Here is a 16,134-nt window from a genome sequence, read left to right on the forward strand (position 1 = left end):
TGAGAAAGACTGCTCCAATATCATATACCTATAAAATTGAGCATTAGAAATTTTAATTTTCTCTTATACAAAAAAAGTATATATGTGTAAATTCAAAAATTTATTCCCATACAAAAAGGGTAAAGTTAGGAATATTTACGACCTTGATGACAAGATACTTATAGTTGCTTCAGATAGAATTTCTGCATTTGATTATATACTACCGAATTTTATTCCAGATGGCAAATTACTCTTGATTGACGAAATTCTAACACCTGGCTCTTCTCGTTTTTACGATGCTTCAATATATAGAAAAAGAACTCCGCAAGAAAACTACGATAAACAATTTGTGCGTGATTATATTTCTGACAAAGGTATTGAAAAAATAAACAATGTTAATCCGAATTATAAAATTTTCAGCTTCCAAGAAATACTCTTAAAAAAAGAGAAATATCTTGAGGCTTATCAAAAAATAACAGGCAAAGATTCAATACAATGAAAACAATTCTCATTGTGGATGATGAGCAAGATACATTAAATTATCTTGAGTATATTTTGAAAAAATTTAATTTCAACAGTATTATTGTGGATAATGGTTTTGATGCTCTGCAAAAAATTCGTGAAGGTAAAGTTGACCTTGTTTTAACCGACATCGCTATGCCAGATATGAATGGATATGAACTGTATTCCCAAATCAGAAATTTTGATGACAATCTTCCAATCATTATGATGACGGGCTTTGGATATGACCCAAATCATGTTTTGGTTAAAGCTAAAAAAAATGGTTTGCATGATATTCTATTTAAACCATTTGACCCTGAAGACCTAATAAGCATTCTAAATAAAGTATTAAAGAAATAATTGTAATTAAAAATATAAATAATTTGTTAAATTCTAATTTTCTATATAATGTTTCACAAACTAAGTTATTAAAAAATTTATTTTGTATATTTTCAAAAAAATAAAAAGTTATATGTAGGAGGATAAATGAAAGCTAACTTAACACGCAAGAAGGTCTCCCCAAAGAGTCATAAGAAAATAGTGGCATTCGTGTATGCTGACAAACTATCCGAAGATGATATTCCTAAAATGGAATATTATCTTGAGAAACGGAAAAACCTACATCTTATATATCTTGTGGTATCAAAATCACCATCCACGAAGGTTATTACCGTATGTAATAGATATAATCATTTAAAATTAATACATAGCACTAATCCAGAAAAAGACATTGCAGATATAAAAAAACAATTTGATGGTACTGAAGTAAAATTCAGAAAACGAAAATTTGAAGATTTAAAGGATAGAAGTCTTTAATCTAAGAAAAAATCATCCAGGGCAACGAAAGGATTTCCTCCTTCATTGCCTTTTTTTATTTAAGTAACTAAATATAGTATAGGCTAACTTTTGGCTTATGCCAGATAAAGATTCCAATTCCACAATTGATGCTTTTTTTATATTGGCTATTGAACCAAAGTGTGTAAGAAGTGCTATCTTTCTTTTTTTCCCAATACCGGGAATATTGTCTAAAATTGAAATCGTAGTCTTTTTGTCACGTAAAGTTTTATGATATTTAACTGCAAATCTGTGTGCTTCATCTCGTATCTGCTGAAGCAATTTTAATGCATAAGATGTTTTGGGAATGATTATTGGTTCATTACTATTTACAGAAAAAATCTCTTCCAATCTTTTTGCAATAGAAAACAACTTAATTTTATAAGGATATTTTTTCAGAGCTTTTTTAGCAAAAGAGAGTTGCCCTTTTCCGCCATCAATAAGAATCATATCTGGAGTTTCAAATTTCTCTTCTTCAAGATGAGAAAGAAAGCGTGTTACTGCTTCTTCAATCATCAGGTAATCATTTATACCAGAGACAGTTTTAATCTTAAACCTGCGATATTGACTCTTTTTGGGTTTTCCATTATCAAAGAACACCATTGATGCAACTGCTTCATTCCCTTGCAAATTTGATATATCAAAGGCAGCTATCTTTCTGGGAAGTTTTGAAAGATGCAATTTGTCCTTTAATTCCTTAACAGCAAACACAGTCCTGTGAGCTGATTTCAAATGAGCTAATTTTTTTTCCTCAACCAAGAGAAAAGCATTTTCCTTTGCCATTTCAATCAACTTTCTTTTATCACCTCTTTGAGGAATTGCAATTTCTACATCAAGCCATTTGGATACTAATTCTTTATCTTCAGGATTTGTCTGGGTTAAAATCTTTGGAGCAACATCCTCTTGAAAATTGTAATACTGGGTTAGAAACCTGTTTAAGATATTTCCGTCACTTTTACCCAAAGTGTTTTCCATAAAATAATGTTCTTTTTTTATCAGCCTGCCTTCACGGATCTTCAGAATAACGACACAGCAAAGTCTATCATCTTTCCCAATGCCAATTATATCAAGGTCTTCCAGACTGGTTTTCCTTACAATCTGCCTTGTAGATATTTTCCCTATTCTAACAATTTTGTCACGAAGCTCAGAAGCTTTTTCAAAATTATCTTCATCAGCGGCTTTTTCCATTTGTCTTTGAAGATTTCTAATTACATCAGAGGTTTTTCCTTTAAGAAAAAGTATTACCTGTTCTACCTTCTTTCTATAATCTTCATAACTAATGTTTCCGATGCAAGGTGCATCACATTTATTTATCTGGAAGTTCAAACAAGGTCGGTCAAATGATGGATTGCTTGTATTTTCTCTTGGAATTTTTCTGTTACATGTTCTTAAGTGAAATACTTTCTCTAATAGATTCAATGTGCGGCGAATGGAATGTGCTTCGGTATAAGGACCGAAATACCTTGAGCCGTTCTGGATAACTCTTCGGGTTACGATTGCCCGCGGAAAATTATTCTTTACATCAATTTTTATGTATGGATATTTCTTATCATCTTTTAATGCAACATTATATTTCGGCCGATATTTTTTTATAAGATTGGCTTCTAAAATCAGTGCTTCTACCTCATTTCTGGTTACTATATATTCAAAATCAGCAATTCTTAAAACAAGGACTTCAGTTTTTGGTAATTCAAATTGGGTTTTAGTAAAATATGAACTTACTCTTTTTTTTAGATTTTTTGCTTTACCGATGTAGATGATTTTACTGGATGAATTTTTCATTAAGTAGACACCGGGATTTGAGGGGGTTAACCGTAATTTGTTCTGGATTGTTTCATTCATTTTGTATAAATATAGCCACAAAGGTTCATCCTTCGCAGTAGCAGTCCTACTGCTACTAAGAATGGACACAAAGACACAAAAATCAAATAAATCTAAACGACTCGTTAAGGGAAAGAGTTTTACTCATTAACTTATTTCATCAAACCATAAAATTATTTCTTTCAACTCATAAATCAGAGCATTTACAGAATTTGCAGTTGGTTGATAACCTGATGGTTGTGATTCTGAAAATACTATTCCCTCTTCCTTGTAATCATCCTCTAATTCATTATGAGCAAGACCAAAATTACTGCAAATTTCCTGAATGCCAAATAGAAAATTACGAATTAAACTATTTACTTTTAAATCTTGCGAATAATAAGATAACCAGTTGATAAAAGGTCGAATGTTCAAACTGTCACCATAAAAAATTGCAACCTCTTTTCCATTTCTTGAATCTGTATATGATTTGACTTCTAATGATTTTGCCAATAAATTAAGTATTTTATGAAAAATAAGTCTTAATGCTCCTAAATTTTTGATAATATCCAAATCATTATCAGATTCTTTATTTGATAGTATATCCAAAAATAATAGAGTGGTTTTTTCAGTAATTTTGGTTCTTAAAATATCCAAATAATTTTTGTTTTCAACTTGTAAATTTAGAATCTCTATATTATCAATAATTTGTTTTAAACGCTCCTCTTCTCCTTTCCCAATAATATTTTGATATGTAAATTTGCCAAAATCAATATGTGTTTTTATCTCATCTGCATTTCGCAATTCACTTTTTGCAAATGCTGTTAGAAAATAAAATTTAGTCATAACATCAATCTTGGTATACACTAATTTTTGAAGAAAATAATCTCCTTCCCTTTCAAAAAATTTATCGTAAAGTGTTTCGTTGTAGTTGGGATCAATAGCGACTATTTCATCATAATCATATTCTACATTTGATAAATTTCTGTCTATAATAAAAAGTGCATATTTTTTATAATTATTAATTATCTTCTCTAAACCATTTGGGAAACGATATTCAACTTCTATTAGATTTGATTTTTCAACAATTGTTTTTATTTCCTCATCCGATGCTACATATTCATCTTCTTCTACTGTTTTTAATTCTTTGATATTTTCATTTCCTAAATACTTTGAAAAGAGTTTTATTATTTTTGGTATATTCTTAGATAATTCGTCTTCTACATATAATATCTTCATAAATATTACTCCTCATATTTTATTCCTCCAGAAATTTTCAAACTTGATTTCTACAGAATACATTTTATCATCTTTTTTGATTTTTGGTTTTGTTTGTAACAATTTTGAAAAATTTTCAATAATCACATGGCCTAAGCCAGTTGTTTTTGTTTTCACTTTGGGTTTATAAGTATTTTCTACCAGAAGCCTAATTTGTTTTTCATTGTTAGAAAAATGTAACTTAAAGAAACGATTTTCTTTAGATACAAAAGTGGTATATTTTACAGCATTTAAAATAATTTCTTGAAAAAGTATATGCAGTTTTATTGCTGAACCTTTTTCATTTCCAATAATTAATTGTTCTGCATTCCCAAAAGAAATATCTGTTTTAAAGAAATATTTATTTAAAAACTTTTGTATTTCATTAAAATTATTTGATTGTGAAACTGACGACCAATCTGATTTGGCTTGTGTATAAATATCCTTTGCAGGAAAATATTTTCGCATAAAATTGCCAAAATATTTCGCATCAAACATATTACGAACAGAATGTTTTATTGACTCAATAAGCAATGATTGTAGAGAAAGACCTTCTTTACTTTTGTTGTGCTCTGCATCATAATGAAAATCTTTGATTGAACCTTTGAAAGAAAGATTCATTGCATTAACAATTTCACGAATGAGATTTGCTCCACGCAAAGCATTATCAATTACAATAGGTTTTATCTCTTTTTCATTTTTCAGATTTTCCAACGGGTCAATAACTGTGCTTATCATATTTTTGATCGAATGAGATAAATCTGCCAAAATTTTGTTGCGTTCTTCAATTCGAGTTTCTTTAATTTCATGTTCATGCTTTATTTTTTTTATTTTATTTAATTCTAAACGTAAATCATCTCGAGGATTCAAATCCGTAAAATTTATTTCATATAATTTCTCAATAATATCATTTGCTTTGTCATACTGCTTCTGATATGCCAAATGCTTCGCTAATTCTGAAATAATAGTTATATCAATCTCTTCAAGATAAATTTTTCCATCCCAGTGAGTTTTACCAATAGTTTCCCCAAAAAAATAATAGGCTTTATTATATCTACCCATAGAAATCAATGTGTCTAAAATTGACTCAATATATACAATATCGTCTGGTTCCATTTCAGATGCCTTGTACATGTCTTTTAAAGCATTCTCATTATTTCTTTGTTCTTTATATATCATTCCCCTGAAATGATAAAACCAAGCATTATTTGGTTCAAGCTTGATAGCTTTATTGAAATCTTTTTTTGCATTGGAAAATTCTTTATTGCCCCAATACATTATTCCCCTATTAACATAATTTTTTGGATCATTAGGATTATTTTCGATTTCTTCACTAATTTTTCTTATTGCTGCAAAATCAAACAAATTTTTTTCTTTTTTCATAATAACCCTTTTTATTTTTTAAAATTTACATAATTTATTTATTCCATTTAAATCAAGAATATAAATAAAGGTAATCCAATTATTGGGAATGCACACATAAAAGCACCAATAAACATTATAATTAAACAAGCGAGTAAATCTTTCATTAAACCTCCAGCATATATTACAATAATTGCAGAAGGTGTGCCAATCATTTCAAAATTATTATAATTCATAATATAGTTGGCAGTTAAGAAAAACGATGAAAATGACACGATTACTGTTTCGTAAATATTATTACTTTTCCGCGTCAATATTTTTACTTTTTTAAACATTTTCAAGTAAATTGCATTCTGTGACACAATTCATGCCAAAGGCAGTCAGCGTCTTGATTGTGGTTTCCTTTCGCAAATGAGACATTTGCGTTACAATTCAGGAAACACACAAAATGCCTGTCATTCCCGTGCTTGTCCTCCCTGCTTTTTGGAGGGTAAACGGGAATCCATATTTAATAATAAAGCAACTTCTTTTAGCTGTTTCAAGGGAACCTGCCCTACATTTTCATTTGCAACTTTTTCAATCTTGCTCGGAATGTATGTGGTTCAATGTTTAATAATTTTGCTGCTCTTGTTGCATTTCCATTTGTTTTTTTTAAAGCTGCTTTATAATACCCATTTGGTATTTCATTATCAAAATCAATACCATTATCCGGAATAAATATTTTACTAGTTTCTTTATGCAATTCTATCAAATTCATATTCTTCGCTAATATTCTATTTTCAGAATGAATATACGCAGATTCTAAAACAGAAAATAATTCTCTCACATTCCCTTGCCACTCATAACTATTTATAAGGTTTGTTGCAGATTGTGAAAGTGTTTTATTTAATTTATACTTTTGATTTAATTGTTTGATATAACTTTCAGCAATTAATATTTTATCTGTTCCTCTCTCTCGTAAAGCTGGAAGATGGATATGGTCTCTCACAATTCTATAAAACAAATCTTCACGGAATTTTTCTTCTTTTACTAACTTTTTTATATCTTTATTTGTAGCTGAAATAACTCGCACATCTACTTTTTCATCGCTTCCGCCAACAGGCTGTATAGTTCCTTTATCAAGCACTCTTAATAGTTTCACCTGCATATCAAGTGGAAGGTCACCAATTTCATCAAGGAAAATCGTTCCTTTGTCAGCAAGTTTGAATTTTCCATCTTTATCAGCAATTGCACCTGTAAATGAGCCTTTCTTATGTCCAAAAAATTCACTTTCAAATAATTGTGGACTTATTGCTCCACAATTTACTTTTATGAATGCTTGTTCTTTTCTCGGACTGTTGTAATGAATGGCTTCAGCAACTAATTCCTTTCCAGTGCCACTTTCACCAGAAATAAAAACAGGAATATCATATTGTGCGAGTATTTGAATTTGTTCTTTTATTTTTAGAATATCAGGACATTCGCCAACAATCTCATCATGTTGAAGTTTTAATTGTTTTTTAAAGATTACATTTTCTCTTGCCAGTTTTGTCATTTCCACTTTAATTTCATTTACATTCCGAATCTGGGGAAAATCATCTAAATTAAAATCAACCTCAGAAATTCCTGTTTCTCGTGATACCTGTATCAACTTTGCGTCAATTACCCCACCCTGTTGCAGGAAAATCCAGCAAGCATGCATTGTAGGTGTTCCTGAAGTTAATGAAATCGTATATTCGGGATTAATATTTTCATTTTCTTTTAAAATGGCTCTAACAGCTTTATACATTGCAGGATAGACTGTATTATAATCAGTAGGATTTGCTGACTTTGCTTCTTGATAATGAACTTTTAGATTGGGAAAATGTTTTCTGCAGTATAATAAAATTTCAGAAGCTGGTTTCAAGTATCTATCGTGATTATACAAAATATAGAGCTTATCAAATTCAAGTTTTTTGAGAATGGAGAGAATGGCTCCGGGTTTTTCTTTTATATTACAGTCATTATTCCCAATAAAAGTAAGTAAGATTTTCATAGTAATAAAACTCAATTATTGTTACTTATTTATGTCAAGATAATCGGTTTGTTCGCGTAATGAGCCCTACATTTCATGACAAGACAATGAGGTATGTGTTACTTATCAAAACTAAAGGATGATGGCAATAATTCGGAGATATTTTTTATCATATATTCTTTTTCACTTTTTGCAATTACAATTGGCAAATCCTTGCTGAATTCTGCAATCACCTGACGACATATTCCACAAGGATAGGGGAGATGCTTTCCTTCTGCATAAATTGCTAATGCTTTAAAGTCTTTGAAACCTTCTGAAATAGCTTTAAAGATTGCAACTCTTTCAGCACATATTCCAGCAGGGAAAGAGGCATTTTCAATGTTTGTTCCTGTAAGGATTTTACCTGATTTTGTTAAAAGTGCTGCTCCAACTTTGTAATTTGAATATGGTGAATAAGAGTTTTGAGATACCTTTTTTGCAGATAAGATTAATTCTTGAATAATTTTTCTATCCATTTTTACCTTTCACGGTTCTACCAGATATTTTTCAAAATCCTTTACTTTTGGAGGTTTTTTTCCTTTTCCCTGTTCGATTATATGTCCTTCTTCTTTTAAATGAGATGATTGTGCCTCAACGCCTCCGGGATATTTTGGATTTAGCCTTCCATCAGATTTTAATGTTCGCCAATAAGGAGTAATGTCTTTCTTACCTTCTGTTTTTGCTTCTTCTGCTGCATGAGCTGCAATCCAGGCAAAGATTCCAGTAGTCATTGGGCAACCGATTGTGGCATTATGCTTTTTTGCAAGAGTTTTACGAATTTGGTTAATGGTGGTCAATTTTTCCTTTGGAACTTTTTTCATAACTTCATCCACTTCCATTGGTGCTGGAATGACAACTGTGCCTTCGCCCCATATTTTACTCATTTTTTCAGTAATTTTTTCAACTTTTGGCAGGTCTCTACTATCAGCTAATTTCTCCTGCCATGATTTGCGTTTTTTTGATTTTGTACTCATTTTTTACATCCCAATTTTATTAGTTCTGCTGAAAAATTTATTCCGAATATCCCTGCGTCCATGGGGACAGAAATGGTTTCAGTACTCCAAATTATTTTGTTTACAGTTCAACCCCATTAGATAGTAAACATCTAACGGGGTAGACCAATTCAACGGATTCAACCAGTTTAATAATGATACTTCTTACCTTTTATTATGGTCATTGCACGATAGATTTGTTCTAATAAGATTATTCTAATTATCTGATGTGTAAAGGTTAATTTTGAAAGTGAGATAATTTCATCACAATACTCTTTTACCTTATCAGATAAGCCGTGAGGTCCACCAACTATAAAATAAAGAGTCTTATTCTGTGATACCAAAAGTTTGTTCAGATGATTGGCAAATTCTATTGAAGTGAACTCATTCCCTTTTTCATCAAGAGCTATGGAAAATGAGTTGTCTGGAATTCTCTTAAGTATTATCTCTGCCTCAGCATTTTTGATTTTCTTAATTTCAACATGTTGACTAACTTTAATGGACGGGATTGTAACCAATTTTATTGAGAGGTAAGGCTGTAATCTTTTCAGATATTCTTGTTCGGCAAGATTGACAAATTCGTCCTTATTTTTACCGACCACTAAAATGTTAACCTTCATTCTTCACCACAAAGGCATGACCCTGCGGACACAAAAATATAATATTGTTTTCTTTTTTTATAGATAAGCAAGTTTTATGTGACTTTTTACTTCTAACTTCTAACCTCTAACTTGTAATTCCTAATTCGTTAGCTTGCGACCATCTTGCTTGTTTGAATATACTTTACCATTTTGTGGTATTCTTGGATATTATTTGCTCCAGCATAGGAAAAGGCAGAACGGATTCCATCTTCAATATTTTTTATAACATATTTAACTGGTCCCTTATAGTCAACAGTAATGCTTACACCCTCAATATTTTTTTCTTTTTTACCTCGTTCCAATTTTGATTCTAAACTTGCCGAGCCACGATATTGCTTATAAAGTCGATAGTTTGGGAAATTACCTTCTTTATGGATTGGACCTGGAGTTTCTTTACATCCAGCAAATAATGAACCAATCATAACGGAATCAGCTCCAACAGCTAATGCTTTTGCCACATCACCAGAGTTTTTGATTCCGCCATCGGCAATTACTGGAACATTATATTTTTTTGTTATTGAACAGACATCTTCAAGTGCAGTAACCTGTGGAACACCAAAGCCAGCATTTATACGAGTGGTGCACATAGAACCCGGTCCAATTCCAACTTTTACAGCGTCTACTCCATTCTTGCATAGAAATTCTGCAGCTTCAGCAGTTGCAATATTACCTGCGATTATATCAATATTATATTTTTTACATAGATTTATAGTGTCTGCCATTAACTTATGATGTCCGTGTGCAACATCAATACAGATTATATTTGCTCCAGCATCTACCAGTGCTTGCAGACGCTCTTTGTATTCCCGTGCAACACCTATTGAACCAGCACATATTTCATTTCCTGCTTTTTTTAATTTTCTAATTATCTCTACCTCTTTAGAAATTGTGCAAAAACGATGAACGATACCTAAGCCTCCAAATTCATAAAGTTTATCTGCCATATTAAATTCTGTAATAGTGTCCATATTAGCAGAAAGGACTGGAAGTTTTATTTTGAAATTTTTTGTGACCTTTGTGCTTAAATCAATATGTATTCTGGAAATAACTTCTGAATAATTTGGAATGAGTAAAATATCATCAAAGGATAAACCCAGTTTTGTCATTTTTTACCTTTCTTTAATTTACCACGAAAACACGAAGTTAAAAAAAATTGATTATGTATAAAAATATTATCTATTGTCTTTCAAAATAGATTAATAATTTTTGTGTTTTTCGTGCTTTCGTGGTCATAATTAATAAGCGCAGGTAATGCCCAATGCGATTGAATGCAATTTAGTTTCTGCATCATCTGCTCTTGATGTAATTAATATTGGTGCTTTTGCACCCATCACAACATGAGCAACGCGAAGATGAGCATAATATGTCAATGCCTTTCCAAAGATATTCCCAGCTTCAATATTTGGCATAATAAGAATATCAGCATTTCCTGCCACAGGTGAAACTACTCCTTTTATCTTTGCAGCTTCTTCTGAAATAGCATTATCAAGAGCAAAAGGTCCATCAACAATACATCCCTTTATCTGACCTCTTTTGCTCATTTGAGCAATGATAGCAGCGTCAATTGTTGGAGGCATCTTTGGGTTTGGAACCTCTACTGCACCGAGTAAAGCAACCTTTGGATTTGGATTTTCAAGATGATGAGCAACTTTAACAGCATTATTTATCAAAGCAATCTTTTCTTTAATTTCTGGATAAAGGACAATTCCACCATCTGTCATAAGTGTTAACCTATCTTTTGTTTCAAATATAAATACATCGCTTAGAAGATTTCCTGTTTGAAGTCCATTTTCTTTATCCAGAACACCTTTCATAAGTTGGGATGTGCTTGTGTTCCCTTTTAGGATTAAATCTGCCTTTTTTTTATGAATTGATTCAACTGCTTTTTGAACACATTTTACAGGGTCAGATTCGTCAATAATTTCAAAAGCATCAAGCATGGATTCCTCAATCATTTCAATATAGGATAAGATTTTTTTCTTATTTCCTATAAGAAGAAAATCAGCGATTCCTTCAACTTTGGCTAAAGTTGCTGCATATATGGCTGTTTTTGTATCCGCTCCAGGAATAACCACTTTTTTGGAAGGAAATTTTTTTACTTTTTCAAGTAGTTTATCAAAGTTTTTTATCATTTTGTACCTTCTCCAAATTATATTTTCAAAACTCTATTATTACCATTCTCCATACGGTCCCCCATAACACCCCATATCATTTCTACTTGCATCAACATCATTATAGGTGGAATCCGGATCTCCAGTATCAATACACGGTGAGTCACTTTGAAGGTATTGATAATAATTAAATAACGGATCTGCATCAATAGAATTTTCATAAACAAATTCATTGAAGTTTATGTTACCGAGTATCATCATTTGTCCTCCTCTCACATCACAGTATCTAAAATATACCTTTGCTTCTCTATCGTCAATGATATTAATCTCAGGGATGCATATAGTATTCCAAAATATTGTATTACGACACTCTAAAGTGCACTTCTCTTTACTATATAGCCCTGGACCAAAACTATTACCTCCAACTGTTACATTCAAGAAATTTACATCAGCATTTTTTAGGTATACAAAAGAACCCCAAGAAGTGCTATAAGGATATCCAGTATTGTAAGAAATAAGTACATTTTCTAAAGTAATCTCTGCATTAATAATGGCAATGCCTGCGCCATTATCAGCATTATTACTTGTAATGACTACATTGCGCAAGAAAGGGCTTGCATGATTAGTGCATAAAATTCCCCCGCCGTAAGTCTCCTCCTCAATAGAAGTTCCCTTAAAATCACGAATTGTTAAGCCCACTATTCCCTCTTTGAAATCATTTTCTGTGATATAACTGTTAAAAGTCACTCCACTCATTGTTGCATCATTCCCATCTATAATCGTTTGTCTTATAAATTCCGGATCATCTGTAACATAATATTTGGAACAAAGGATAATTCTCTTTCTGGGAAAGACAACATTGCTATGATAGGTTCCGGGTTCAAGAATTACTTTTTCATAATCGCTTGCTGCTTCAAAAGAGCTATCAATGGTTGGATAATCTGTTGGAACAAACAACCCAATAAAATGAAATCCTGTTGAATCTACCTGAGAGTAGTTGCTTTTGTAGTCTTCTAATCGTGCTTGCACACGGTAATAATATTTCATTTTATGTTCTAGGGCATAATCCTTGTACTTTGCAGTGTCTGCACCAACTGTTGCGATAACTAAAAAAGAATCTTCATGTTCTGTCTTTCTTTCGATATTGAAACAATCCTCAAACTGATTGTTATCAGCCCATATGACTTTGATGCATTCTCCGTTTGACACAACAGCTGATAAGTGAGAGGGCGGTGTTAATGTGTTTATACTACAATATTTTTCCTCCGTGGTTTTTTCTCCATTCATAATAAGACAATAGGTATAGTGAATTCCAGGGACAATCTTATTATCCATATATTCGGTTGCATTGCCTGGAAAATTTTGTTCAGATATGATGCTGTCTCCTGCTGTTTTTGTAAGTTCATAATTATTTATATTCTGACCCGAGCAACCCCATTTCAATTTAACTGAAGTTGAAGAAAGTACTTCAATATCAAAATAAGGACAGATTTCATAGAAATCACACTGGCAAAAAGATACTAAAAGCACTCCTATAGGAAGGCAATATAAAAGAAGAAATTTTTTCATACCATCTCGTTTTGCAGAATTAAAAAGCCCAGCCGAATTTTAGTAATTCAAAATTAAAAATAACCTCATTGTCATTATCGTACCACAAAAATTGTCCTATATATCTATCATTCTCTCCAAAAAAATATCTACCCAAATTAAGGCTGGTACCCCAATAAAATCCTTTACAAGAAAAAATTCTATATCCGATGCCTATTCCAATACCAAGTTTGTTTTCGCTGCTCATTTTAGAATTTACCGAATCATCATCCTTCCCATCACCCCAATAGTAATACTCATAACCGCGAATATTAGCATATCGGACAAAACCACTTATATAAAAACCATTTTGGGAGTGCCCCAGAAAGCGTCTGTAATGGCAGTCCAGTGTGAATTGGCGTAAATAATTTATTTCGTCATACCATTCAATTCCCCATTTATTCTCCGGATTAGAATAAAAGATTGGAAAAGCAATCTCTGCCTGCCTATCTATATTGAAGATAGAAAAACCTCCGCTCAGTGTATGATTCAATAAATTCGTATCGCTACCAAAAAAAATTAATCTGAAAATATTGAATTCAATTCCATACTTTTTATCAGCAAGTGGTTGATTTTTTACTGTTTTGTAAATTTTCTGTTGGAGTACATAAATTGAATCAACCTTTTCATTAGTGTTTAGATTACTATTTTCTTTATTTTGATTGTTTGTTTTAGCAAAGATAGGCGTTGTTATCAATGCTATTATGAATAGTGTTATAAGAAATTTTTTCATTTTTAACCTTCTAGATTTAATAGGATCTATATATAGATTATTTTAAATAATTAGCATAATGCTCTTTGACATTTTGAGCAATTTCATTAAGACGAATATCAATATTGATGCCAGTCTGCTGCAAGGTTTTCCAGACAACACCCATTGCCTCATCTTTGGAAAAGCCGATTGATTCAGCAAGTCGCATAAGCATATTCTTTTCTTTGCGAGTAAATTTTCCATCAGCAAGAGCAACTACTGTCAAAAAATGCATCGCATAGAATCTATCGTAATCAGTGCCTTTTTCTTTAAGATATTTTGCAGATTTTTTTAACTGTGCTTCCACTTTTTCTTTGTCATAAACAATCTCTTTCTCAGGGTCATCTGTGAAGACATCAGCTAAGATTTTTACAAGACTTTTAATCTCCTCTATATTTATTTCTTTATCAATTGCGATGACAGACACACCCCCAGCAGCAAGGAATTTCATCATTTGCTCTTTGGCCTTATTTCGTGGATAGAATTTTGTAAGCCCGATTAATTTATCAACCTCTTCTGAAAGTTTTTCTGGGGAAATTTTACCTTTTTTAGAGAATAGTTTTGAGTTATGAAATAATTCAAGGGCTTTAAGACGAACTGGAAGCATAGGATGTGTGGCTGAACTCAATTGAGAAAGATATTCGGATTTAGCAAGGTCTTGTAACTGTTTCATAAGTTCTGGAAGGTTAAAATTTAGATTCTTTTCTGTAAGTCCATATGAAACCTTAAGCAGACTTTGGACAGCTGTCGCATAATTTTTACAGGCAACTAATCCGACTCTATCACAACTAATTTCTGCTTTTTTCTGCCAGGTAAGGAATTTCTTTTCAGCAAGGATTGGTAGAAAAGTTATCTTTCTTTTACTTGGGTTGTATAAAAGCAAAAGCCGATTATGGTGAAACAGGATATGTCCAATTTCGTGCCCCAATACGAACAGGATTTCATTATCAGAAAAGTTTTCTAATAATCCTGAAGTGAAGACAATGCTTATGTTAGATTTCTGTTTGAAAGCAAAAGCATTGTAACTATTGTTGTTTACAGAAAAGAATTCAACATTTTCCTTAATGTCAAATATCGTTTTAACTTTTTCAATAATTTTATGAATTCTTGGAGATATAATAGATGTTAATCGGACAGAATTTGCGAGAAGTTCATCTCTAAAAGAAATATGCTCTTTCAGAATTTCTTCGTGAGAACTTATAATTTGTTTTACTTTATAGACTTCATACAAATCTTTTGTATCTTGTAAGTCGCCCTGGTATCTAATTTTATTTATGTTCATTGAAGCCTCCAAAGCATATAAGTCAAGTTCTGGTTTGAATTAGTCAATCTTAAGTTCCCCTGATTTATTGGGATAACTCAAGATTAAGACTTACACACACCCCACGGATAAATCCGCACCCCTCTCAAGAGGGGATTTTACACACCCCGCCCCGATGAATTGGGACACCCTTTTCCCCGAGAAAAATCGGGATTTCGTCCCGAAATAATCGGGATTCAACAAGAGGGGATTTAACACAACTCATCTGGAAGAAGATGTCTTTCTCTTATTAAACTCAGCAATCTCTTTTGTTGGTTGAGAGGTGATATCCATTTTCCATCTATTATCTATTTTGGAACTAACGAGTTTATGTCTTCTAAAATAATTTGCTAAAGCATCCCGTATCACGATATAATTATAGGTTATTTGTTCCTGTGGAATTTCTGTTAAAATGGTTAGGCCAGCATTACCAGCCATAAGAAAATCAGTGGTTGCCACTTTATAGATTTTATTCTGGTCCCAATCCTTGCCCGCTATTTTCAATTTAGTAACTCGTTGGAAATTTGGAAGGGTTTTATTATAGACCACTTCGCCGCCTGCAATTCGTAATCCGTGATGTCCATAGGAGACTCTAATTTCCAGAATTTCTTTAAGCAATGCTCCAGAAATATTGAGTGTAACTATCTGGCTTTCAAAAGGGAGAACATCAAATACATCACGATATGTAACAGGCCCTTGATTAATATCATCTCTAACTCCACCGAGATTAAGAAATGAAAAGTCTGCTCCAGTTTCTTCAAGCATTGCATCCATAACAAGATTCCCTATTAAACTTTGTGCACCAACACCCCTTGAGAGATGAATGAGTGCTTCGCCAACAACCTCATCCATTCCTTTTTCTGCTTCTGCCTGCATAGCATCTATCTTTTCTTTTACTTCTTTATCTGGAATAAATTCCTCAGTAAATAAAGTAAGCAAATCTCCATCAATATAAGCTGGCAGTTCATATCCAGAAATGGTTTTGGT

Annotated in this window: 17 protein-coding genes; 3 read left to right on the top strand and 14 right to left on the bottom strand. The window is 32.1% G+C overall.

Annotation, left to right across the window (positions count from 1 at the left end; genetic code table 11):
- The first annotated feature begins 82 nt into the window (after positions 1 to 82).
- The 3 genes from U9R23_04535 (at position 83) to U9R23_04545 (ending at position 1,296) form a co-directional block, all read left to right on the top strand.
- Complete coding sequence (locus tag U9R23_04535) at positions 83 to 478, top strand: phosphoribosylaminoimidazolesuccinocarboxamide synthase (GenBank protein ID MEA3475690.1); 396 nt, start codon at positions 83 to 85, stop codon at positions 476 to 478.
- Positions 475 to 840: a response regulator gene (locus tag U9R23_04540; GenBank protein MEA3475691.1), complete on the top strand. Its 366-nt coding sequence runs from the start codon at positions 475 to 477 to the stop codon at positions 838 to 840. Before U9R23_04535 ends, U9R23_04540 begins: the two co-directional genes overlap by 4 nt.
- Positions 841 to 966: 126 nt before the next feature.
- The gene (locus U9R23_04545; GenBank protein ID MEA3475692.1) at positions 967 to 1,296 is read left to right on the top strand and encodes a hypothetical protein; all 330 of its coding nucleotides are present in this window, start codon (positions 967 to 969) and stop codon (positions 1,294 to 1,296) included.
- Positions 1,297 to 1,338: 42 nt separating this feature from the next.
- Here U9R23_04545 and uvrC read toward each other — a convergent pair whose 3' ends face one another.
- The 14 genes from uvrC to U9R23_04615 form a co-directional block, all read right to left on the bottom strand.
- Positions 1,339 to 3,156, bottom strand: coding sequence for an excinuclease ABC subunit UvrC (uvrC, locus tag U9R23_04550; protein ID MEA3475693.1), 1,818 nt, complete (start codon positions 3,154 to 3,156; stop codon positions 1,339 to 1,341).
- A gap of 126 nt (positions 3,157 to 3,282) precedes the next feature.
- Complete coding sequence (locus tag U9R23_04555; GenBank protein ID MEA3475694.1) at positions 3,283 to 4,353, bottom strand: hypothetical protein; 1,071 nt, start codon at positions 4,351 to 4,353, stop codon at positions 3,283 to 3,285.
- A 12-nt stretch (positions 4,354 to 4,365) separates the two neighbouring features.
- Complete coding sequence (locus U9R23_04560; GenBank protein ID MEA3475695.1) at positions 4,366 to 5,754, bottom strand: tetratricopeptide repeat protein; 1,389 nt, start codon at positions 5,752 to 5,754, stop codon at positions 4,366 to 4,368.
- A 47-nt stretch (positions 5,755 to 5,801) separates the two neighbouring features.
- Positions 5,802 to 6,068, bottom strand: a complete 267-nt coding sequence (locus tag U9R23_04565; protein MEA3475696.1) for a hypothetical protein — start codon at positions 6,066 to 6,068, stop codon at positions 5,802 to 5,804.
- Between the two features lie 218 nt (positions 6,069 to 6,286).
- Complete coding sequence (locus tag U9R23_04570; protein ID MEA3475697.1) at positions 6,287 to 7,747, bottom strand: sigma-54 dependent transcriptional regulator; 1,461 nt, start codon at positions 7,745 to 7,747, stop codon at positions 6,287 to 6,289.
- Between the two features lie 98 nt (positions 7,748 to 7,845).
- Positions 7,846 to 8,241: a cytidine deaminase gene (gene cdd, locus U9R23_04575; GenBank protein MEA3475698.1), complete on the bottom strand. Its 396-nt coding sequence runs from the start codon at positions 8,239 to 8,241 to the stop codon at positions 7,846 to 7,848.
- A gap of 9 nt (positions 8,242 to 8,250) precedes the next feature.
- Entirely contained in the window at positions 8,251 to 8,739 is a 489-nt protein-coding gene (locus U9R23_04580) for an MGMT family protein (protein ID MEA3475699.1), read from the bottom strand.
- A 167-nt stretch (positions 8,740 to 8,906) separates the two neighbouring features.
- Entirely contained in the window at positions 8,907 to 9,377 is a 471-nt protein-coding gene (locus tag U9R23_04585) for a 23S rRNA (pseudouridine(1915)-N(3))-methyltransferase RlmH (GenBank protein ID MEA3475700.1), read from the bottom strand.
- A 128-nt stretch (positions 9,378 to 9,505) separates the two neighbouring features.
- A complete protein-coding gene (locus U9R23_04590; GenBank protein ID MEA3475701.1) occupies positions 9,506 to 10,504 on the bottom strand; it encodes a guanosine monophosphate reductase in 999 nt (332 codons plus the stop codon).
- Between the two features lie 129 nt (positions 10,505 to 10,633).
- Positions 10,634 to 11,530 carry a phosphate acyltransferase gene (locus U9R23_04595; GenBank protein MEA3475702.1) on the bottom strand — a complete coding sequence of 299 codons (897 nt, stop codon included), beginning with the start codon at positions 11,528 to 11,530 and terminating at the stop codon, positions 10,634 to 10,636.
- A gap of 39 nt (positions 11,531 to 11,569) precedes the next feature.
- Positions 11,570 to 13,078 carry a hypothetical protein gene (locus tag U9R23_04600; protein ID MEA3475703.1) on the bottom strand — a complete coding sequence of 503 codons (1,509 nt, stop codon included), beginning with the start codon at positions 13,076 to 13,078 and terminating at the stop codon, positions 11,570 to 11,572.
- A gap of 19 nt (positions 13,079 to 13,097) precedes the next feature.
- The gene (locus U9R23_04605; GenBank protein MEA3475704.1) at positions 13,098 to 13,829 is read right to left on the bottom strand and encodes a hypothetical protein; all 732 of its coding nucleotides are present in this window, start codon (positions 13,827 to 13,829) and stop codon (positions 13,098 to 13,100) included.
- Between the two features lie 37 nt (positions 13,830 to 13,866).
- Positions 13,867 to 15,129 carry a M48 family metallopeptidase gene (locus U9R23_04610; GenBank protein MEA3475705.1) on the bottom strand — a complete coding sequence of 421 codons (1,263 nt, stop codon included), beginning with the start codon at positions 15,127 to 15,129 and terminating at the stop codon, positions 13,867 to 13,869.
- A 240-nt stretch (positions 15,130 to 15,369) separates the two neighbouring features.
- The coding region (locus U9R23_04615; protein ID MEA3475706.1) for a 5'-nucleotidase at positions 15,370 to 16,134 on the bottom strand (765 nt) is incomplete at its 5' end.

The organism is Candidatus Cloacimonadota bacterium, from assembly GCA_034722995.1.
Lineage (GTDB): Bacteria > Cloacimonadota > Cloacimonadia > JGIOTU-2 > JGIOTU-2 > JAGMCF01.